Annotated in this window: 17 protein-coding genes; 5 read left to right on the top strand and 12 right to left on the bottom strand. The window is 50.9% G+C overall.

Annotation, left to right across the window (positions count from 1 at the left end; translation table 11 throughout):
• Positions 1-244, top strand: a 244-nt coding sequence (locus ACX93W_RS26350; protein ID WP_459395344.1) for an IS3 family transposase, incomplete at its 5' end; no start/stop codon positions are given.
• Positions 245-518: 274 nt separating this feature from the next.
• Here the strand turns inward: ACX93W_RS26350 and ACX93W_RS26345 are convergent.
• Positions 519-1103: a hypothetical protein gene (locus ACX93W_RS26345; RefSeq protein ID WP_459395343.1), complete on the bottom strand. Its 585-nt coding sequence runs from the start codon at positions 1101-1103 to the stop codon at positions 519-521.
• Positions 1104-1218: 115 nt separating this feature from the next.
• Here ACX93W_RS26345 and ACX93W_RS26340 point away from each other — a divergent pair, with 115 nt between their 5' ends.
• Together ACX93W_RS26340 and ACX93W_RS26335 are read left to right on the top strand one after the other, a co-directional pair.
• Positions 1219-2202 (top strand): alpha/beta hydrolase family protein, encoded by a 984-nt coding sequence (locus tag ACX93W_RS26340; protein WP_459395342.1) that lies wholly within the window; start codon positions 1219-1221, stop codon positions 2200-2202.
• Between the two features lie 77 nt (positions 2203-2279).
• Positions 2280-2798, top strand: a complete 519-nt coding sequence (locus ACX93W_RS26335; RefSeq protein ID WP_459395341.1) for a DinB family protein — start codon at positions 2280-2282, stop codon at positions 2796-2798.
• A gap of 158 nt (positions 2799-2956) precedes the next feature.
• Here ACX93W_RS26335 and ACX93W_RS26330 read toward each other — a convergent pair whose 3' ends face one another.
• The 10 genes from ACX93W_RS26330 to ACX93W_RS26285 all read right to left on the bottom strand — a co-directional run bounded on the left by ACX93W_RS26330 (position 2957) and on the right by ACX93W_RS26285 (position 18473).
• The gene (locus ACX93W_RS26330) at positions 2957-4003 is read right to left on the bottom strand and encodes a LacI family DNA-binding transcriptional regulator (RefSeq protein WP_459395340.1); all 1047 of its coding nucleotides are present in this window, start codon (positions 4001-4003) and stop codon (positions 2957-2959) included.
• 254 nt (positions 4004-4257) lie between these two features.
• A complete protein-coding gene (locus ACX93W_RS26325) occupies positions 4258-8010 on the bottom strand; it encodes a DUF5695 domain-containing protein (RefSeq protein WP_459395347.1) in 3753 nt (1250 codons plus the stop codon).
• A 239-nt stretch (positions 8011-8249) separates the two neighbouring features.
• Entirely contained in the window at positions 8250-9080 is an 831-nt protein-coding gene (locus tag ACX93W_RS26320; protein WP_459395339.1) for a carbohydrate ABC transporter permease, read from the bottom strand.
• A complete protein-coding gene (locus tag ACX93W_RS26315) occupies positions 9081-10004 on the bottom strand; it encodes a carbohydrate ABC transporter permease (RefSeq protein WP_459395338.1) in 924 nt (307 codons plus the stop codon).
• A gap of 88 nt (positions 10005-10092) precedes the next feature.
• Complete coding sequence (locus tag ACX93W_RS26310; RefSeq protein ID WP_459395337.1) at positions 10093-11478, bottom strand: ABC transporter substrate-binding protein; 1386 nt, start codon at positions 11476-11478, stop codon at positions 10093-10095.
• 171 nt (positions 11479-11649) lie between these two features.
• Positions 11650-13623, bottom strand: coding sequence for a glycoside hydrolase family 127 protein (locus tag ACX93W_RS26305; protein WP_459395336.1), 1974 nt, complete (start codon positions 13621-13623; stop codon positions 11650-11652).
• Between the two features lie 33 nt (positions 13624-13656).
• Positions 13657-14508: a carbohydrate ABC transporter permease gene (locus tag ACX93W_RS26300; RefSeq protein WP_459395335.1), complete on the bottom strand. Its 852-nt coding sequence runs from the start codon at positions 14506-14508 to the stop codon at positions 13657-13659.
• Position 14509: 1 nt separating this feature from the next.
• Positions 14510-15382, bottom strand: coding sequence for a carbohydrate ABC transporter permease (locus ACX93W_RS26295; RefSeq protein ID WP_459395346.1), 873 nt, complete (start codon positions 15380-15382; stop codon positions 14510-14512).
• Positions 15383-15562: 180 nt separating this feature from the next.
• Positions 15563-16918: an ABC transporter substrate-binding protein gene (locus ACX93W_RS26290; protein ID WP_459395334.1), complete on the bottom strand. Its 1356-nt coding sequence runs from the start codon at positions 16916-16918 to the stop codon at positions 15563-15565.
• 409 nt (positions 16919-17327) lie between these two features.
• Positions 17328-18473 (bottom strand): SGNH/GDSL hydrolase family protein, encoded by a 1146-nt coding sequence (locus ACX93W_RS26285; protein ID WP_459395333.1) that lies wholly within the window; start codon positions 18471-18473, stop codon positions 17328-17330.
• A 323-nt stretch (positions 18474-18796) separates the two neighbouring features.
• On the opposite strand from ACX93W_RS26285, the gene ACX93W_RS26280 reads away from it, so the two are divergent.
• On the top strand, positions 18797-20863 hold the full coding sequence (locus tag ACX93W_RS26280) for a methyl-accepting chemotaxis protein (RefSeq protein ID WP_459395332.1): 2067 nt from the start codon (positions 18797-18799) through the stop codon (positions 20861-20863).
• 24 nt (positions 20864-20887) lie between these two features.
• Entirely contained in the window at positions 20888-21334 is a 447-nt protein-coding gene (locus ACX93W_RS26275; protein ID WP_459395331.1) for a YdeI/OmpD-associated family protein, read from the top strand.
• A gap of 402 nt (positions 21335-21736) precedes the next feature.
• On the opposite strand, the gene ACX93W_RS26270 is transcribed toward ACX93W_RS26275, so the two are convergent.
• The gene (locus ACX93W_RS26270) at positions 21737-22819 is read right to left on the bottom strand and encodes a helix-turn-helix transcriptional regulator (protein WP_459395330.1); all 1083 of its coding nucleotides are present in this window, start codon (positions 22817-22819) and stop codon (positions 21737-21739) included.
• Positions 22820-22944 lie beyond the last annotated feature (125 nt).

Here is a 22944-nt window from a genome sequence, read left to right as displayed (position 1 = left end):
GACCTTTAAAATTGGACGCTCTCTTAGTAAGAAGGCCTGTCCCTATGACAATGCGGTGGCAGAAGCCACTTATAAGATCATGAAAACCGAGTTCATCAACCAGATGAGCTTTAACAGCCTGCAACATCTTGAATTGGAACTATTCGATTACGTGAACTGGTTTAATAAGCATCGGATTCATGGAACGCTGGGATACCTGACACCTGTTCAGTATCGTCAAGAAGCCCTTAAAAAAGTTGTCTGATTTACTGTTGACAATCCAGCAGCAACTTTCCGCATAACGAAAGGCCTTGGGTATGCCTCTGCACTACGCCTGATGATAATGAGGAATTTAGAAAATATGCTTTATCGCTTTGATCTGGATGGCACCTTTATCCAAAACTCCTTTTGAATCTAGCGACCAGTCTCAGTAACATGGGTTCCACTTTGATTAAGCTGCTGCCCCTTGAGCCGTAAGATGACGGTTTAAGGGGCAGTACTTCTGTTCACATCAACTTTGACGTTAAACCGCAATTCATCTATATGCACAGATATAATTCTTGGGCCCTATCAGCGTCCCAATGATCAATCAGATATTCATAACTCTCCAGTCCACCCACGTTTTGCGGCAATTCACCCCATACCTTTGAAATACGTTCTAACTCCAACTTCAAGTCATCAATGCTGACAAAAGTTCTGGTTTTGCAAGTCCTCAGCTCAAACGCCTTATAATCATCCCTGTAATAGTCCAACAGCTGAGATTGGAAGGAGCCGATATAATAAGAGGTGTTTGCGATCGAGTCGAGCGTAGCGGCTTCGGGAGTTCTGTTTTGAAAGCTTTTTCGTAAGGTTTTGGCCGTAATTTCCGCTACCTCCGCATGACTAAGTAGTCTGGTCCACTCTCTAGCATCCGCTACTTTCCCCTCATTGTGCAGCTTGATTAAACTCTCAATATTATCGAACATAGACCTATAGGCACCCGATAATGTCTCTCTCAAATCATTCTGCGTGGATTCCTTGCTTTTGCTCACGACGGAGTATTGATTCCAGCCGTATAAGCCCGCGGCAAGAAGAACGATAGAGAATACACTAAGGATTTTAATGATGGCTTTATGGGGGGCCATTTTTCCACCTCATTTTCTGCATAATTTTCCCTCAATAAAGTGATATGTTATGATTATACTAAATTATCCCTATTAAATGAAATTATAGAGAATCCAAACGAGGTGATGGTGATTTATGCTCAACATCAATCCAGCATTTTCGACAAAGCGGCGTTTGTTATGGCTTATTTCCTTCATTGTTCTGATAGCGGCATTGGCGGCCAGCGCGGTCATTTTGTTTTCAAAGCTCCAGTCAACTACGCCTGATGGAACAATCATTTCCAGCGAGCTGATAAAGGTGCCCGGACAAAATCCCAATATCAATATTCACAAAATCTTTTATTATAGCGACGGGGTCAAAGTTGAGGCGCTGCTGACTGAGCCCAAATGGTCCTCCGGCCAATATCCTATGATTGTAAAGCTTCATGGGGGGCTGATTTTTGGGGCCGAACCCGTCATCAACAACCTCCCTGAAAATATCCTCGATGGCTATAACGTCGAAAACATCAGTAAAGAATCTCATAAAGTGATTACGCTCTACCCGCAATATCGCGGATATGGGGAAAGCGATGGTCAGCCGCAGGGACTGGTCGGGAGCACTCTCGATGCGCAAAATGCAATTAAAGCCGTACAGTCGATGGTAGGCGAAAAATGGCAGCAGGATGAGTTGTACCTGATCGGTTATTCATTTGGCGGTGGCATAGCATTACGGACAGCCTCCGAGCGAAACGATGTTAAAGCCATCGCTACTGTTGCGCCATATGTTGGTTCAGATACGATCGTGCGGTGGCTGGAGGAAAATCCGGAAGATGAAACGTTACCCGCGCCAATTTATCGAAACACCATCGAAAGCTTTCGGAATGAGGCTCTTCGTAACAAAGGCACGTTATTAAATGTCATACCACAAATTAATGCTCCTGTTCTTTTCCTGCAAGGGAACTACGATCACTCCATTATGTGGGAAATGGTTCAACTATTCGTTAACGAGATGGAAGAAGCGGACAAGACGGTCAAGTTTATTAAATACCCTAGCGGGCAGCACAACCTGATTCAACAATTTCCAGAAGCAGAGCATGAAATTTGGTACTGGTTCAATGAATATGGCTTGGAGAAATGGTGATGCGCCCTAGCGTTCCTATACCTTGGTCACGGGATCATGATACAATTAAATGAAAAGAATAATTGGAGGTTTTAGCAATGATCGGAACACCATCGGCAGAAGAATACGCTTCCTTTTATGAAAAGTACGTCACACTTGTCCCGGAGGGAAACGTCATTGAGCATCTGGAGGAACAGGGGAAAGATGTTCAAGCGTTGCTGGCATCTCTAACCGAGGAGCAGGGCAATTACAGATACGAGACCGGCAAATGGAGCGTAAAAGAAGTTATCGGTCATCTTAACGATAGCGAAAGAATTATGAGCAACCGGCTCCTGCGCGTCGGTCGCGGCGACAAGACGCCACAGCCTGGCTTCGACCAGGATGTGCTGATGCAAAATGATCCGTTTGGCTCCTACACCGTTGCTGAAATTGCAGAGGATCATGCAGCCATTCGCCGCTCGTCGCTGGCCCTCCTCAAAAAGCTAGCTCCCGAAGCTTGGCTGCAAATGGGCGTCGTAAGCGATCATCCCGCTTCGGCACGTTCCATTGCTTATGTAATTGCCGGCCATGAGCTTCATCATTTGAATATCATTAAAGAACGGTATCTGGCAAAATAAATCCACTGATTTCAGCAAAAATAAGCCCCTCCGGCTGCCGCTAACATCGTTAACGGACAAGCCGGAGGGGCCGTTTAAATTTCGTGGTTCATGTTTCATGCTACTTGGTTTCTGGTTCGCGCGCATTACATCCCTTTTGATTCCGATTTCCCCCGCAGTCACTGGCCTCCCGCAATTGGCGAGGATACGGAATCCCGCTCGATCAACGTACACAAAGGAGAGAAATTGCCTTCTGGCGGCTCGCCTTTTATCATGCCGGTTAATGTCTCCATAGAGCTGTATCCCATCTGCCGAAGCGGCAAATCCATCGTAGTGATGCGCGGCGTCAAATATTCGCTGAACTCCCGGTTGTCGAAACCGATGAGCGACAGGTCGCCGGGAATGGAGATGCCTGCCTGTTGAGCCGCCCGCAGCGCGCCTACCGCCATAATATCGTTCATGACCAAAATGGCAGTGGGTGGAACTTCCAGCTCCAGCAGCTCCCGGGTCATCGCGTACCCGGATTCCAAACCCCAATCGCCCACCTTAATCAACGACGTATCAAAAGGCAGCTCGGAATTGGTAACTGCTTTGAAATAACCATTAAACCGTTGTCTTGATGGGAAAGAGTCCATCGGACCGCTAATAATGGCGATTCGCCGATGCCCCCTCTCTGTCAAATAAGACATTGCATCGTAGGAGGCCTGTTCGTCATTGTATTGAATGGAGACTCCATCCTGGGTATAGCAATACGTATATACGATGGGTTTGCCCTTGGCATTGATTAGACCCGTCACATCCCGAGGATGTACCCCGATATAAATAATACCTTCCACCTGGTTGGACAACAGATCCGCTACGGCGTTTTCCGCATGGCGGCGATATTTATCCACCTCGCTGTAATTATGGCCGACCCGACGATGCAGCCTCAAATTGGTAAGAAGAATATGCATGTCGTGCTTGTCTGCGTATTGGTTGATGCCGTCGATGATTTCAGGCACGTTAAATACCGTTACGTCCTCCGCAATTACCCCGATGGTATTGGTTCTGTTGCTTTTTAAGCTTTTGGCAATGGCATTGGGAGTGTAGTTCAACTCCTCGATTACCTTAAGCACACGTTCGCGGGTACGCGGTTTGACATTTCGTGTCCCATTCAGAACGTAGGAGACCGTGGCAGTGGATACGTTTGCTTTTTCCGCTATGTCCTTGATTCCGACTCTGCTCAACGTCAACACATCCTGACTATTAAACGTTTAGATTTATTATGTTTATACCATGAAAACGCTGTACAAAGCAAGTTATACTCCCTATTTTGCCAAGATTGCCACAGGTTTAATCGGCTTAACAAGCTTGCCTGGTCTGAGAAGTTTGGTCAATTTGATCGGTCTGGTCATCATGGCCGGCTTAGCCGTTGGACCAACACAATTCCGAATCGGATCTTGAATAAAACATGCTGTCTGATACCGACGGTATTAGCCAGTTAATAGCCATTTACACGCCAGCTCTGAATGCCGGTGGAGGTTGTTGCTTTAGCCGTAATGTTGACCCGCACACGATTAGTGCTGACGGGATCAAACGTTGTCGTGTTGTATTGGTTGCCCAGCAAGCCAAGTCCCGAGGGGTTGGCTACGTTGATCCATGCCGTGCCATTCCAATATTGAATGGCGTAGGAAGCTGGAAGATCAATGCCTCCGTCGTCATCAAACCAATACAGATCGACGCTGCTGATAGTGTAATTTTGGCTCCAGTCGTATTGCACCCATTGGGTCGTACCCGGATTGTTCCAGTTTCCGTAAACGGGATGCCCGCGGTCGCTGGAGCTGGTTGGCGTATAGCCGTCATTCAGACCCGCCAGGCTTTCCCACGACGATACATACGAAGTAGACGCCGTTGCAAGCGGCGCAACGTTCGACGTTGGCGTCACTCCGCCGCCGCTTCCCGCCGCTAACCCTTGTACCTCGACCGCGCTCAAGCCTCTGCTGTAAATGCGGAAATCGTCGATCGCTCCGTTCAGGTAAGGGTCGGAGAATTGCGAGCGGCCAATATAGTTTTGCGTTGTATTGCCAAGACCGGACGGGCTAAGCGTAAGACTATTGTTGCGAGCCACCTCCACGCCATCCACATACAAGATGCCGACATTGCCCGCTTTCGTTACGGCAACATGTTTCCATGACCCCGTAGCCAGAGGCGTATTGGTGCTGATCTGCTGTTCGCTGCCGTTTCCGCTTGTCGTAATGCCGAAGCGCAGGCCCGGCGTTCCACCGGCATCAGCCGTCAGGAACATGTAATTGCTGGTGCCCGTGCCAAAATCAAAGATGCGCGCCCAGTCGGCGTTTGTGTTAATCTTCACCCATGTCGCCACCGTGAAATCGTTCACGCTGCTCAAAATGCCAGCTGGCAGATTAGCATAGGCGTTAGTTCCATTTAGACCCAGCGCATTGCCGGTTTGGCCCGCTACCCAACTGGTGCCGCCAAACAAGGAGGCGTGGCGGTTTCCTCCCGATGAATCGGTTGCCGTTGTTCCGCTGGTTTGATCCATTGCATAAAGGGCAATAACTTCTGGAACAGCCACCGGAGGGCCGGCCTGCAGCTTGATGTCATAGGCAGCGGCTGTGCCGATGCTAAGATTAACTACGGCCGGCTGGCCGCCCACGGCATTGACCGTGCCCGCTGCCGCATTATTAATCAATACATTGTACGAGCCTGCCGCCAAACCCGTGAAGGTTACCTTTGTGGCGTGGGCTTTGCCCGGAGTTGCGTTAGCCAGCGTAAAGGCGACATCGTTTTTCGCCTTGGCTACCGTTGCCGTTGTATACGTATCCCGCTCCAGCGCCATGCCCAGCTTTTCCGTAATCAAATTCAGCTTTTGGAAAACGCCGTCCTTCGGAATGACCGTGTAGCTGGTGCCGTTGTCCGTCACTTCGCTTCCGTAACCGTATACGCCAAAAAGTGGATCGACTGCAACGTCGGCGCTTAGAATTTTGATCGCGCCCCATAGTCCCAGGTCGGCTTCGCCCGCCATTCCGCGCCAGCCGTTGAACAGAGGCCCGCCGCCCAGGCCAAGCGCGCCATGATTGCCCTTCGACATCTGGTACGTCCAGGAAACCGCGCCGATATTATCGGGATCGGAGCTGATCTGGCCGGAATTGATCGCGGAGATGTTGCCGATTTTTGATGCATACGTAAGCCGTTGCTCCACCTCTGGATTACTGGAGTGATTGCGGACCCAATCATCCATTGCATACCCTTGAAGGGCTACGGTATATTGGAAATTCCACCATGGCTCGCCCGTAATCGTCACCGGCACAGAGTAGAAATACCACAGCGGCATTTGGCCGCGCGTCGCACGGGTTTTGGTGTTGATTTTGTTCTGCATCGTCGTGTTGTTATTCATTTTTGCCAGCATGTAGACCGATTCTTCTCCGGTGTTGTCATAGTTGTATTCCGAGCCGTAAGGATAGGTCGTCGTGCGGAAGTTGTTGTATTTAGTGGTCATTTTGGCAATGATGTCGCCCGCTTGCGCCGTGAAGCCCTCGTCCTGCAGAGCCTTGATGATGTCGGGCGTAGTAAGCTCGCCCATCAGACCCGTATTCCAGTTGTAAGCAACGGGACCGTCGTACAAGGCTTTGAAAATATTATATGCTCGCAGCAGGTACGTATTTCGAGGATGCGTATAGGTAGTGAGGTCGGGGTAAAGCTTGGCAATTTTGTACATGCTGAAATACGTGTTGTAGACATGGGGATACGCATAGCCGCGATAAGTCGGAGTCGTGTTAGGCTCCGGCATGAGGAAATCATGAATGAGATAATCGGTATGATGGCCGTTCATCAGATTGGTCCATATTGCGGTCTCCAGGTATTGATCGACGGCGGTAATTTCTGAAATAACCGGCTTTTGCACGTTTTTCTCCGCAAGGAACTGGCCGTGCGTCAAGCCCCAGTCATCGCCCCAGCCCCAATAGCCGTTAAACACGTTGCGGCGGGACTTCGTCTGCATCATCCAGTCGTCGAACACCTTGTCCCGAATATCCCCGGGCAAATTCCATTGCGTTTTCTCCACCATAAAAGTGGCATGTCGCTGAAGCGCCGCTCCAATGGATTCTATGGCGTAAAATTGCAGCACGGTTTTTTCGCCGTTTCCGTAGTTGACGGTAATGTCGTTTTGGCCCATGCGGCTCATCTGCAGAGAATACAGCTTGTGTCCTCCGGGCGCCGTACCCAAGGATGTAATCGTGGTTTGCCCCGGATATTGAGCCGTTACGGAGCTGATCGTTTTGGACGTGCGGAGGCTGAACTTCGCCGTTTGATCCACGGGCACGATCATGCCGGGAACAACCGTAAAGTCGATCATGCCTTCGCTGTACAGTCTGTCCTTGACCGCCTGCTCGTTTTCCGCCTTGAAAAACTTGAACGCATACGTTTTGCTTGCCCCCGGAGCCAGCGTCAGGCTCGTATTGGGCAAATAGCCGCGATTTGTGCTTTTGATAACATTGGAGTGAATGTAATAGACCGTCAGCCCTTCAGGCCAACCGCCCTGGTCTGCGGACCAGTTGCTGCCGGGATGTTCCTCCACGCGCCAGTTGTCCATATACTCGAAGCCCGCGCCTGTGGAGCCATCCGGCACCATCAGCAGAGTATTGCCAATGCCGCTTGGGCGTTGAATGGTAATGTAGGAGTTGTTATTAGCGACATTGGAATGCGTCACCACTCTGGATTCGTAGATCTGCTCGTTGCCTCCTGCAGACCAGAACTCATTGAACGGAAGCGGCAGACCCCAATCGCCGATTTCCAGCGTCCCCGTACCGGTATTGGTGACCGTCATCGACCACAGCAGGTGATCGCCAACAAGCGAATACGACTGATTAAGCCGGAAATTGCGAATGCCCTCCGCATTGGCTGAATTTTGATACGTCAGATTAATCGTGCTGCCGCTTTGATTCTGTACCCGCACATCTGCCGACTTACTGGTATAGGCCTTCGTCCAGGCTCCGTTGTTGACCCGATAGGTGAACATCAGCTCACCGACCCATTGATGATCTGCCGTGTTCTGGTTGGGCGCATTAGTTCCGTTCATGACATAATTGGTTGGGAAGCTGTCGCCAATAATCCGCAGGCTGCTGATTTCACCATGATTACCGGTCGTGACGTCAAACGTGCTATTGGAGATGGTTAATGCCGATGCTGCCAGCGGCAGTCCGAACAAGATCAGCGCCCCGGCAAACGACGTGGTCAGAAGCGTCCGCAGTTTGCCCGAACTCAGAAGTCCCCATTCTTTCACATTCATTCCTCCCTCTCACATTCAATATCGCTCCCCCCTCTAAGCTGTGTCTCTGTGTCTCTGTCTCTCCTGCCACCAATTTTGGTCGGCCATCACCCCCTTCAAAATGAACCCGTGATCCTTTTAAGTTCGGGAAAAGGCTGAACTCTTGAGCCTCTGCCAGCCTTAGCCGCTTTTTCGGAAGCAGCAGTCACTCAGCCTTTTATTCCTGTAGTCGCCACGCCTTCAATAAAATATTTCTGCCCGAACAAAAACACAATGACTGCGGGAATAATCATAATCATGGCGCCCGCCATAATGAGATAGGTCGGGGAGGTGAGGTTGCTTCGAAGCGTAGACAGTCCCAGCGCCACCGTATATTTATCCTGATCGTTCAAATACACGAGCTGCCCCAGAAAATCGTTCCAGACGCCCACAAACGTAAACAGCAGCACGGCCACCAGCGCAGGGCGGATAAGCGGCATAATAATGCGCGCATAGATAGTGAAAAATCCCGCTCCGTCCATCACCGCGGATTCGTCCAGTTCCTTCGGAATCGTCAGCAGAAACTGCCTCAGCAAAAAGATATTAAACGCACCGCCGCCAAAAAAAGCCGGAATAATAAGCGGCAAATACGAATTGGTCAGCCCCAGCTCCGTCCAGGCGATAAACAGAGGCACCAGCGTAATGATGCTGGGCAGCAGAATGGTCATGATGACCATCGCGAACCAGAAATCCCGCAGCGGAAACTGAATGCGCGAAAAGCCGAAAGCGGCCAAGCTGCTCGTTAAAGCCACGCCGATCAGCACCGGCACGATAATGGCAAACGTATTGCCAATGTAGCGAAAAAAATGTACCCGGTTCAGCACCTCGATATAATTTTCAAAAGTGAGCCGGAGCGGATACATCTGTGGCGGATATTGATACGCCTCCACCAGGTTCATCATGGATGCCCGAAACATCCAATAGATCGGAAACAGAAAAAGCAGGGAGAACAGCGCAAGCAGCGCATAATTCATGATTTTTCCTCTGGTCCGGTAATTCATCTATCGCTTGCCTCCTTCGTAGTGCACCCAGGAGGATGAGGTTTTGAACAGCAGCCAGGTAAACACAGCCACGATGACGAACAGAATCATGGCTAGCGCCGCCGCATACCCCATGTTCTGGTGCCTGAACGCTTCCCTGTAGATGAAGAAGGCGTACAGCAAAGCCGAGTTGTCCGGCCCCCCGCCCTCGCGGCCCAAAATATACGTCTGGGAAAAAGCCGTCAACGAATTAATGAAGGCCAATATGAGATTGTAGAAAATAACGGGCGACATCAGCGGGATCGTAACCGCAGTCATTTTGCGCCACCAGCCGCCGCCGTCGATTTCCACCGCCTCCAGGAGCGGTCTTGGCACATCCTGCATGCCCGCCATAAAAATGACGATGACATTGCCCGCGCTCCAGACCGCCATAATGATCAGAGAAGGAATAACCATATCCGGCGAACCCACCCATGGCTGCTTGGGTACCCCGATAAAGCTGAGCAGATAGTTGATAACGCCAAAATCCGTGCTGTACATCCAGACCCAGATAATAGAGCCGGCCAGCACCGGCACGATGGCGGGCAAATAAAACGCCGTGCGGAAAAAAGCTTTGCCTCTGCCGGCGTGATTGAGCAATAACGCGATAAAAAAGCTGGTGATGCTGATGGCAATAACGCTGCCGATGGAATAGAAGGCGGTGACGCGCAAGGCTTTGTAGAAGAAATAATCGTTGGTGAGGATAGTGGTGTAGTTGGAAAATCCGACCCATTGCTTGGGCGTAAGAATGTTCCAGTTGGTAAAACTGAGGTAGATGCAATAGATGAGAGGCGCCAGCGTAAACAGCAGCACGCCGAGAATGGCCGGCGACACGCTAAGATACCCTGCCACAATACGTTGTCTTTTGTACGTCTTGTAGCTGGCGTAACGTTCCGGTGTGGACATAGTTTCCCTCCGCTGCGCAGCCGTCCGGGAGTCCGTCAGACGCTCCGGCCCCCGGCCGGCTTGCCTGCATGATTATATTGTCTTCCGCTTATTCGCTTGCTTTGCCGCTGTCGAAGATTTCCTTCAGCTTGGGCAACATGTCCTTAACGGCTTGCTCTGCCGTTTTGGTGCCTAGCCAAACAGGGTCCAATCCCGGGTTTAATACCTCCGTCAACCGGCTATACGTAGGGAGAAAATGCCACGGCGTCGGGTACGTGTGGTTTAGAGCGTAATCAACTACGGCCGTTTTGTATTCCGGCGGATGAACAGGCGATGCCGTCCATTTTTTGACCAGTTCCTCATCGGTATACCAGCTCAGCTCGGCAGGCATCCAGACGCCGCTGTCGAAGTTGGCCTGGTTCATTTCCGGATTCATCAGCCATTTGTACAGCTCCAGCGCTTCTTCGGGATGTTTCGTGGAATTGTAGATGACCAGCGGCAGCCCGGCATTGGTGGTGGCCGGTTTCTTGAAGATCGGCAAGACGCCAACGCCGTTCACCAGGCCGTTCTCCATCTGCGGACCGATGTTGACAAGCTCCCATTGGCCCGAGGTGACCATGGCGATTTTTTTGGAAGCCAGCTTGCCGCCGACATCGCCGGGAAGGCCTTGCGCCTGTGCCGGCGTAGGCGACACATTCTCCACCAGAGCCAAATCGGCGATTTTCTGAATGGCCTCAATCGTCTCCGGCTTGTCGATTAACAACTCCTTGCCGTCCTGGCTCACCTCGCCGCCCCCGTTGCTAATTGCGAACGGAGTCCAGAGGAAGCTGGCGGAGTGGTTGACCTCAATGCCGTATTGTACGATGTTATTGGCATCAAATCCGGACTCGCCGGGATGTTTGCCGCCGGCGTCGACTGTCAGCTTGCGTGCTACATCCAGCATTTGGTCCCATGTCCACGCCTGATCGGCTTCCGCAGGAGGATAGGGAATGCCGGCGTCGTCGAACAGCTCCTTATTGTAATGGAGAATAATGATTTCATTGGCTACGCTGTACCCCAGAATTTTGCCATCAGGGGATACAAATTTGTTGCTTTCCATTTTCGGAGAAATGGCACCGCTTTCATAATAACCCGAGAGATCCATCAAAATGCCGGACTCCGCCCATTTGAGCGCCTGAGGCTCCAGCATGGCGCTAATATCGGGCAACGTCTTGGATGCGGCCATAGCGCTCAGCTTGGTTCCGAATTCATCATACGCGACGCTTTGGTAGTCGATTTTGATGTTGGGATGCGCCTCCATAAACGCGTCAAAGCTTTTTTGCTGCGATTTGCGCTCTTCATCCGGCGCCCAGTCCACATACTTGAGCGTAACGGTATCGCCGGACCCCGAGCCTTGCTTGTCGCCTCCGCTGCCGGCATTGGCGCAGCCGGCAAGCAGTACGGCGGTTAAAGCTGTCAGTAACAACCCTTGAAATGACTTCCGTTTGACCCCCACATTCATTCCTCCATTTGCCTAATGGGCTCCCGCTTCCGCAGGGCGATTGCTTCGATCGCATTCCCTACATTCAGACTGATGTGGCTGTATGGCGGAAAGTCACTCCTTGGAAAACCGGCCTCCCCTCCTTTCTCTCAGGCATTTATGCAAACTTGATGCGCCCTAGGCCCGTTATTTATCGTTAATCCACACTCTCATTTCGCCGCTGCCGCGATTGGCCCATGCGAAATAAGGAATAAACGTTACTTCTTCCGTTTCCTGTGTCCATCCAGACTCTCGTTCATCGCAATACAGCTCCTCCCGGGCCCAACCGGCGGAACCCGCGCGAAGCGCGGAAGCCTTGATTAGCGGCAGTCCTTCAAGCACACCGGCGCCTTGCGATACGGTGGGTTCGCTATCGCGGGGGAGCACCAGCCGGTGCAGCTGCGGGCCATTGTCCGCTTCCTCCAGGCAATAGACAAACGGGCCGCGCTGCAGCGCTACCTTCGCCGCCGTATGGCGAATGGCGGGATGCCCCTTCATCCGGCGCACCGGCATGGAGAAGGCCAGCTCCACCTTATCTCCAGGCGACCAGACACTGTTGATCTCCAGATAGCCGCCGCGCACCTGCCAATCACTCTCCGGATGGGGCTTGCCGTTCACTGTAACGGCGGTATGATCGGTCCATTCCGGCAGACGCAGCGCAAGCGTGCAGGAAAGCGGCCGTTCCGGCGTCAAGCGAAGCGAAACCTTGCCGTCCTGTATATAGCTGGTCTCCATGGCAATGCCAATACTCTCGCCATCCAATTCCAGAGTCGTTTCGCTGCCGATGTACAGATGGGTATAAATCGTTCTGTCGCGTACCGTGTAGATATAAGCCCCCAGCGAGGCCAGCAATCTGGCAATGTTGGGTGGGCAGCAGGCGCAGCCAAACCAGCCTTGCCGAACAGGCTTCACGTGATCGTACGTGTGGTTTTTGCCAATGACGCCAGGCTCCACTTCAAGCGGATTAACATAAAAAAACTGTTTGCCGTCCCGCGACATGCCGCTTACGACGGTATTGTACAATGCCTTTTCCAGCACATCAGCGTAATGGCTATCCGGCTCGATCCGCAGCATCCGGTGGGCGAAGAAAATCAGGCCGATGGATGCGCAGGTTTCGGCATATGCCGTATCATTGGGCAGATCGTAGTCCGTCGTAAAAGATTCGCCCTCCGCCATGGACCCGATTGCTCCGGTAATGTACATCCGCTTGTTGACGATATTCCGCCACAGGCGGCGGCAAGCCTCCAGCAGCTCCGCATCTTCGCTTTCGGCGGCCAAATCGGCCATGGCCGTCAGCATATAGACAAGGCGGACCGCATGGCCTTCGGCGGTATCCTGCTCCCGAATCGGCTTGTGGGCCTGGCTGTAGGGCAAGTCATACGCCATATCCAGCTGCGGGAAATGTACGGTTCCGCCTCTCTTGCCGAACTCGCTGTCATAGAAATGTGGCTGCGCTCCGCGCTGGTTAAGAAAATAGCCGCATAACTTGAGGTAACGCTCCTCTCCCGTCACCCGGTACAGCTTCATCAGCGCCAGCTCGATTTCCTGATGTCCGTCGTAGCCGTTCAGCTTGCCTGGCAGCGCGCCAAACACCGTATCAATATAATCCGCAAAGCGGCAGACGACGTCCAGCAGCTTTCTTTTGCCGGTCGCTTCATAATAAGCAACGCCTGCTTCGATCATATGGCCCGCGCAATATAGCTCATGGCATTCCGCCAGGTTGCTCCAACGGTTATCCGGCTCCTTCAGGGTGAAATAAGTGTTCAGGTAGCCGTCGGGATGCTGCGCTTTTTCAATGATGTCGATCATCGCGTCCGCAACCTTCTCCAAGACGGGATCGGGTTTGCCTTGAAGCAGATAACCAACCGCCTCCAGCCATTTGGCGACATCGCTGTCCTGGAATACCATTCCGCCGAATTCGCCCTGCTCCTCCCCCGCCGCTATCTTGAAATTACGAACGGCAAAGCTTTTCTCGGCCTCGGGGATTCGGTCGTTCAGCGCTTCCCATTGATAAGGGACCACCACATGGCGCACCAGATGGATATACGGGCTCCAAAAATGATCGGAAATGCTGACATGTTGCAGCGGCAGCGTACGAGATATCTTTTTTTGAGTTTGCATGCTATTTACCACCTGTCTCTTCTATTGGATTAGCTACCCCTTGACTCCGCCAACCGTCAATCCTTCGATAAAAAACCGCTGGAACAACAGGAACAGCAGCAGAATCGGCACAATACTCAGCACGGCGCCCGTCAGCAGCACCTCGTAGTTGTTGCCGACCGGAGACAGCAATCCCGCCAGTCCAACCGGCAGCGTAAAGTTTTGCGTGGAGCGAAGCACAATGACCGGCCACAGGAAGTTATTCCAGCTGAACAGGGCCTGCAGAATGGTCATGGCTCCAAAAGCGGGCAGCATAATCGGCAGCATGATTTTGAGAAAAATACCTATCTCGGAGCAGCCGTCGATTCGTCCCGCATCCATAAAATCCTTCGGAATGCCCATAGCGAATTGCCGGAAGAAAAAAATCGGCAGCGGCGCAACAACGAAGGGAAGAATTACGCCCCAGATGGAGTTGATGATCATCAAGTCAATCGCCAGTCTGTACAACGGAAGAATAATGATTTCCACCGGAATCATCATAACCGCCAGCACCAGCATGAAGATCAGCGTACGCCCCTTAAATCGGTACATCGCAAGGCCGTAGCCCACCATCGACGAGAGGAAGAGGCAGATGACGGTGAAGATCGACGTAATAATCAAGCTGTTTTTGTACCAGGAAAAATAGTGCTTGGACCCGCCTTCGCCCGCAAAAATGGCCTTGTAGTTGGCAAGCGTCATCACATCGAAGTCCAGCCGCACATTAAGTCCGTAGCGGAACAGCTCCGACGCCGGCTTGATGGATGCCAGCACCAGAGCATAGAGCGGGAACAGGGACACCATGCTCAAAATAATGAACACCAGCAGCAGGATGAGGGATGCCGGGTTTCGCCTTGTTGACTGCTTCATGTCAGTCCTCCTTCCCGAACATGCCCATGACCTTTAGTTGGAGCATGCTGACGCCAAGCGTAAGCAATAGCAGCACCAGACCAATGGTGGAGCCAAAGCCGAGATCGAAATATTGGAAGCCCTGCTGGTAGATATAACCCACCATCGTAAGGCCGATATCCTGCGGCGACCCTCTGCTCCCCCAGAGCATAAAGCTTTCGGTAAACATCGCAAAGCCGCCGTAAATGGATATGGTCATCACATAGATGGTGATTGGTTTGAGCATGGGCAGTGTAATCTTAAAAAATTTTCCCAAAATACCCGCTCCATCTATATCCGCCGATTCGTAAAGCTCCTTCGGAATATTTTGAAGCGCGGACAGGAAATACAGAATATTAATGCCCGCCCAGCGCCATGTCGCCAGCACCACCAGCGCAAACATGGCAAGCGAGGAATGCATCAGCCACTTCTGGCTGGAGAAACCGAACAGGCCGATAACGGAGTTCATAATCGCTCCGTCCAGCTCGCTGAACATCAGACGGAAGATAATAGCTGCCACCGCAACCGAGGTTAACGCCGGCAGGAACAAGGCCGACCGGAACAGGTTCCGCGTCTTCATCAGCTTGGAATTCAGGAATACCGCCAGCAAAAGGGGCAGCGGAACCAGGACCACAATGGTCCAGAAGGTATATCTCATATTGTTGTACAGCGCTCGGTAGAAGCTGTCGTTGTGCAGCTTCTTGTAATTGTCCAGCCCAACGAAGGTAACGTTGTCCGGCAGAATAGACTGAAAGCTCATTAGAAACGCCTGTATCAAGGGATAGGAAAAAAAGATCAGAAACGATAGCACAAACGGGGCCACGAACATGTAGGGAGCCCATTTTTGCGAATTCATTCCTCCAAAACGGCGGTTACGCTTTACAGGCTCCGGCTCCGATAATTTAAGCTGCGGCATGATGTCCTCCTCCACTCTCTATGTCCGGCTCGCGACGACTTTGGGCGACTGTACGGCTGCCCTCTCTGCTGAGCGAACGAAGGCCCGCCCAGCGGAATAGGGTCAATATGCTCCGGCCAATCAGCCTTTACGCAGTTTTTCGGCTACTTCCTTGATGACTTTTTCGGGATCTTCGCCAAATTGGAATATTCTAGGGATAATATCATTGCGTACCGAATCAAACACGACTGGCGAAATTTCGCGAATATTAACCGGATAAATTTCGTCCTTCACTTCCAGCAGCGTAGCGAATATGTCGGTGCCGAAGTAATCGGTGAATTTGTTCGGCTCGCTCATTGCCGGATCGCTCCAAACCTCCGTACGGATGGGATCCATACCAAGCTGCGTCCATACCTGGATATTGCCTTCCTTGGACAGCTTCGCGTAAGCCAGGAACGCTTTGGCTACATCAAGATTTTTGGTTTGGTTCGTGATGGAAAGTCCGGTTCCGCCCATACCTGCGGAACGATTGCCGCCTTCATCCCAAGCCGGCATCGGCTTAATCACCATTTTGCCCTTCAGATCGGGCATTTCGTCCGTAAAGCGGTTCATAAACCAAAACGGCATAAACACGGAAGCGGCTCCGCCGCCATTCATAAAGGCTTTGTACTCCGGCGTGTCATGGCCAACGCCTGGAGAAACGGCTGCAATCCCCTCATCAACCAGCTTTTTGAAAAATTGCATGGCGCGGATATTGCGCGGATCATCAACTGTCACTTCTCCATTAACGCCAACCTGATCGGATTCTAATTGATTAATGGCGGGCCACCAGCTCCAATTGCCCGCGCCTTCGAAGGTAATAAACGGTTTCCCGGTTTTCTCTACGACCGTCTTGCCGTATGTCTCTACATCGGACCACAGTTTAATATCATCCGGATTAACGCCGGCTTGATCCATTAGCTCCATGTTGTAATACATGACGGTTGCGCCTACATGCAGATCGACGCCGTAGTACTTGCCGTCTTTGCTGTATATGTCGACTCTGGATTTGACGATATTGGGAAGCTCCGGCTCAACGATATCGTTCAGCTCCACCAGCTGCACGGAATCGCCTTTCATGAAGTTCGGGAATTTGGATTGCTCGATGTCGACCAGATCGGGAGCGCCTTCTTTGGTTTGCAAAGCAATGAGCAGGCGGGTATGCATATCATCGTAGGGAATATTTTCGGTTACCAGATTGATCGGTTTATCGGGATTGCTCTTGTTCCACTCATCCGCCATGTAGGCGTAATAATCGGCGTGCTGCTGGACAAAGGTCCATAGCGTCAGCTCTACAGGATTGGCGGAAACATTCTGTGTCTCTGTCGGTTGCTTGGTTGCCGTTCCTCCGTCAGTCGTTGAAGACGGCCCCGGATTATTGCTCCCGGAGCTGCAAGCCGCCAATACGCCCGACAACAGCAGCATTGAGGCCAGCAAAATCGACATTTTCTTTCTCATGTACTCATCCCCCACTTTGTGATTTATGCTAAATCCGAATCCGGAAGATAGCCAAGCACTAATTTAATCGTTTAAATTTTGTAAAAGAAAAAATGTTTTCTACAGGCATTCTCAGGTGTTTGGCCGCGTTTTGCGGAAGATTAGATCCCAAAACTAGAACTGGTTTTTCGGAAAAGCTGAAAACTTATGGATTTGCAGAGGTTCAAACGATGAAAAGTAAGCGTTTTCTCGAGGTGTCGAAAATAAGCCGGATTTGTAACGGTAACAGGGGGTTGAATCCTGTCAAAACCACAAGCCGGCTTTTTAATCGTTTAGATTTTGTCTGATTCATTTATATCATGGCAAATCCGATTTTGCAAGCGCTTTTTTATTGGCGATTTTGCCTGCTGGACTTCAAGCGGCTGTATCTTCAATGGGACAGGTTCGGCTTAACGCCCAGAAGTTCGCCGATATGGCCTGCCAGCTCCGACGCTGCCTTGGCATGGGCAATCTTGCCGGGATGGCTTCTTGCGCCAACGCCTTCCTCCGTCATTTCGGAAAGCTGAAAAACGGTTGCACGGCGGTCTCCCGTCTGCTCGGCATAGGTATCAACAGCTTGGCGAAGCGCAGTCAGCAAAGGCGCCCCCAGCATGCCATAGGCCCACAGGAGGTGAGCGCCGGGATTGCAGCGGCGCAGCTTGCCCAGAAAATGCTGAACGGCTTGCCGGAAACGTTCCAGGTCTTCAGGATGGAAGCTGCCGTCGGGCAGGAGGCGCTGCTTAAATGTTTCCCCGGTCGCTTCGTCCTTCCACTCCGGCTGATAAAACGCATTTTGATCATTTGTGCCCAAATTGATAACAACAACATCTGGCTGCCACTCCGCAAACCGTTGCTCTTGCAGCGCTCCTAACGCTTTATTGCGCTCTCCCTGAAGCAGGCCGCATACCTGCTCATAATAATGGGGCAGATTGTAATGGGGGTTATTATCCCAACTGCTGAGCACGCCCCAACCGCTCTGCGACAACACCCGATAATCCGCGCCAAGAGCTTCGGCTGTCAGCCTGGCATAGCTTTGCCCTGCGCTGAACCACATTGGAAGCCAGTCCGTCTCCGCTTTTGCCCCTATGATGCCTTCTCCCGAAGTAATGCTGTCGCCAACAAACTCCAGCTTGCACATCGGCTCCTCGACGGGATGGAAGCTGCCGTTAGTCCGCACGGCGTGCAATTGGAGCAGGCTTTTTGCATCCGCGCTCATGGCCTGGACTTCTTTGAGCACCTTCACATTTTTGACCGTATCGGCATTCATGCCGCGAAACACCGTCAGCCACTGCCGGCCCTTCGGCAGCATCATCCGGCTGATCTCCGCTCCGTTAATCCAGATGGCGATCCACTGCTCGTATTGAGAATAATCCGTTTCGATCTCCAGCAAGAGCTGACTGCCGGTTACGTTCAGCTCAATGCCGCTGCCCGTCCAGAACAAGGTAAGCGGCGACCGCTCCCCCGTCGTTCGTCCATGCACCTTACTATTCTCCACTTCATTCAGCACGTACGTCTTCATGCCATGTTTTTGGCTCATTGCCTCAATCTCCCCTCGTGGCGCCCGGCACGACATGCCCAAGACGCCTCTCCACCCTTTGAAAGGGCTTCCATACTATAAATGTAAAAGATTGCGAGCATTTCGGCAACAAAAAAAGCGTCCGGAATTTATTGCTCCGAATGCTTCCGTCAAGACGCTTCATTAGGCCGCTATACGTACCTGTCAATCGTATGCCTCAGCAGGTCGGCTATATAGATTTGCCCCTAGCTGTCGCATTCATTGTAAAATATTACCTTCACACATTTTTGAAATTAACCGATATAGAGTAATGCAATGAAAAAAGTCACAGGAGCGAATGCGATATGAAAATACCGACTCAACTCAACCGTTTTAACACTCGAAAAATGAATGTGTCTATTAAAATCTGGCTACCGCTATTTATCTCTCTGCTCGTAGCAGCTGTTCTATTTGGAACAAGCCTGGCGCTATATTCCTTCGGCTCCACCCTTCTGACCCGGGAAGCCCGCGATCAAATGAAATTGAACGGAGACCGCACGGGGGAAAGCATCTGGACGGCTGTCCAGCTGCAGCAGCAATCTGTCTATCTGGCATCGCTCCATAGCGTCTTTAACGAATTGTTGGACTATCGCACAACCGTTGCGCCCGACGACTCCTTCTTTTCTCCAGACAATCCATACCTGAAAAAAGCAAAAGACACCTTAAAATTAAGCCTCGGCGGCATGGAAGGCGTCGAAACCCTGTTTATTACCGATAACAAAGGCATCATTACGGCAAGCACGTTTGACGAAGCGCTCAATACGGATCGGTCGGACCGGGAGTATTTTCAAAAATCGATGCAAGGCGAACGTTTCATAAGCGACGCGCTCGTCTCCCGCACCACTAATAATCTCGTCGTCGTTTTCTCCCAGCCGATCTGGGATTCCGCAGGCAATACCATCGGCATTATGGCCGCTACGATTAACACCGACTTCTTCACGTCAAAGCTAAGCAACGTCACGGTTAACGATAGCGGATCAACCCTTGTTTTAAGCCGGACCGGATTAACTCTGTACAACTCAGCGGCACCGGATACAGTCGGGCAACCTTTTGAATCGGCAAATCTTGAGGAGTTTCTGGCCGACCGTGCCGAGGGAACGCTCAAGCAAGGCGATATCGACACAGAGAAAACGTATTACCGCTATACCAAAATACCGGTCGCAGATTGGACGGTTACCATTTCCGACACGTACGAAAATATTAACAAACCCTTGGAAGAACTGCTAAACGACCTGGTGATCATTACTGCCGTTTCTTTAGTTATCGCCATAATCGCGGGCTGGCTGCTCTCCCGCCTTATTACCCTGCCGCTCCTGCGCCTTAACGGATTGTTCCGGCAGCTTGCAACGGGAGATCTGACCGTCGAGGCGCGCGGTAAATACAATTCCGAATTCCGCGGCTTGGCGGACAGCTTTAACGCCATGGCCGAGATGAATCGGGTGCTGATCTCCAATATGAATCACTCCATTGGCATTTTGGACCAAAGCACGGAGGAACTGGATCAGGCCGCAAAAAGAACGTCACTAAACATCAGCGAAGCTGCCAAAACAAGTACGGAAATTGCCGGCGCAATTGAATCCCAGGCAAGGGACACGGAGGTCATAGTGGATAAGTTTGCTGGCTTTGGCGACCGCTTCGCATCGCTGGCAGAGCAAACCGAAACGATTCGTGGACGGGCGGAGCAAATCGTAGAGGTTTTCCATTCAGGCAATAAAGTGATGGATGAATTAGCTGCCGTGAAGGATCAAAACGAACGGGAAATGGAAAAAATAAGCGGGATGACCAAAAGCCTGCAGGAGAGCTCGCAAAATATCAGCTCCATTACAGCAGCCATTGCCGAAATTGCCGAGCAAACCCATTTGCTGGCCTTAAACGCTTCCATCGAAGCCGCCAGAGCGGGCGAAAACGGGCGGGGATTTGCCGTCGTAGCGACGGAAATTCGCAAGCTGGCGGAGCAAAGCTCCCGCCAATCCAAGGATATTAACGATATCATCAAAACCAACATGCTGCTGGTTGCTCAAAACGATGCCAGCGTCAATGAAATTCAGGCGCTTTCCTTCAAGCAGGAGCAAAACGTGGAGCAAGCAAGAGAAGCATTCCGCGCTATTTTCGGCAATATTGGAGACATATCGGAGCAGATCAATTCCATGAACGAGCATGTGTCCTCCATGACGGTGGAAAAAGACGATGTGTTGGACGCTGTACAAAGCCTTTCTGCAACAGGCGAGGAAGTGTCTGCATCGGTGGAGCAGGTGACCGCATCCACGCAAGAGCAGGCCGCAATGGTTCAGGAGCTTGCCGGTATGGTTGAAACCATTGACACGTTGACTAAGGAATTGTCGGAAGCGGCGGCGAAATTCAAGACGGAATAAGCTTTCCATAAAGGAGCGATTACCTTGAGGTTTAACACTGTCATTTTTTTAAGCGGGAAAACGGCGACGGGAATGGAAGTGCCAACGGAAGTGGTGGAAGGCTTGGGCAGCGGCAAAAAACCGGCGGTAATCGTCAAAATCGGCGATTACAGCTACCGCAGCACGGTTGCGGTCTATGGAGGCAAGTTTATGCTGCCGCTTAGCGCGGAGCATCGCCAGGCTGCAGGCGTCTCGGCAGGCGAAGAAGTCGAGGTGGAATTAGAGCTGGACCTGGCGCCCCGCGAAGTGGAGATGCCGGAGGATCTGGCCTCCGGGCTAGCCGGGGATACGGCTGCTGAAGCTTTTTGGGCCGGACTGAGCTACAGCAACAAAAGACGTATCATTCTGAGCATCAACGATGCCAAAACGCCGGAAACCAGGGCTCGCCGCGTCGCCAAGGCGATGGAAGGACTGCGCAACGGCAAGGTGTGAGCAAGACGGGCTCGTCTTCTTCCGTAAAAGATGGCGCAGACCTCCTCGTCCTTGATGGATGATGAAGCCTGTGCCTTTTTGCATTGTCATGATGTCTAAAGCCTAAGCCTCCATGTAATACTCCAATCGCTCCTCCAAGGCCTGCTTTAAAGGCGCTTCGGCAGCTTTTATCGTCTTCTTCAACTTGCCTGGGGTAAGTCAAGGAAAAGTAACGCAGCAGGGGGCGGAAAGGCGGTGACAGATGCCCCTATTGGGGTTTGCAAACACGCCCTAGGTGAACGGCGTCGAAAAAATACGCTTTTTTTCTTTTTCCAGCAAATCGATATAAAAAGGCCACACTTCATCCAAAAAAGCTACTGCCGCATCATGCATGTTGTCTAAGCTCCTTGTCTATGTATCAGTCTATATATTATATTCATCGATCATCATCTGATATTGCAAATCGCCAAGCCCGTATTCGGGAAAAAGAGTCAGCAAGTCAGCGACGAGATTTTCTTTGCCTGCATTGCTCTTAATGTACTTTACAATCGGACTTTCGCTTATCCGGTAAGTCAAATACATGTTCACTGCTTGATACGTAACCGGCATCAATTCTAAAGCTGGTTTTTGGCGATTGCACAAAACAGCCTTGTACGTATCCCAATAACCATTACTATCAATTTCAAACGCATGATCCAGCATTTCATCGCTTCTTTCAAGCGCCATGCAAAAAAGAACATCGCCCTTATAGCCGGTTTGTTCCAAATACGCAACAATCGTAATCAAATTCATCTGACAAAACATGTCGTCTCCAAACCACAGAACGATAATGCCAAATTCCCCTTTGAAAAGAGGCTCTAATGCCCCCAGCACTTTTTTTCGATATTCATCTTCCGTCGTCTGCAAGGATTGAACTCTTTTTTCTATAAAAGAATGCGAAAATATCTCTATATCCGTCTCTCCCCAGCACATCGCCTCATTAAATGGCACGTATGTTGCATTTTTATTCATCAGCTTTTGTTTTGAAAATTTTTCAATCATACAGGAACCATTCAAAATATGAAGAATGTTCACGTCATACCTGGCTTCGATTTTCTCTTGCAGATTTTTTATAGTTTCTTTCATCATTTCTCCCCCTCTTTCATAAAATGGCGGCTTGTTTTTTGGATAGGTTTCCTGAATTGGCGATTGTATCCGTCTATATTTATGGGGCGCTACACCAAACCTATCTGTAAAAGCGCGGGAAAAAGCTTCTTGCGAGGAATAGCCGTATTTCATCCCAATATAGATAATACTTCTATCCGTTTTTTTAAGCTCTTCCGCTGCACGGGTAAGACGGCGGTTCTTAATGTAGCTTTTCATTGTTGCGCCAACGTTTTGATGGAACAATACCGAGAGATAATATGGTGAATAGTTGCAGTGCCGTGCCACATCATTTAGAGAGGGATTATTTTCTAAATTTTCTTCAACATACAAAATCGCCTTTTCGATTTCAACTCGCATCATAAAGCAGGCTCCTTTCGATGATAGAATAACACAATAACTGTGCTCTGCTTTGATAATAATTGTGATGATGCCGTTTAGATTTCTAGGAATGGGTCCTTGTATCAGGATTAAAACACAAATGACCC

This window comes from Paenibacillus sp. CAU 1782 (assembly GCF_054551715.1).
The sequence above is the reverse complement of the archived record's forward strand: the minus strand, read 5'-3'. Positions and strand labels throughout refer to the sequence as shown.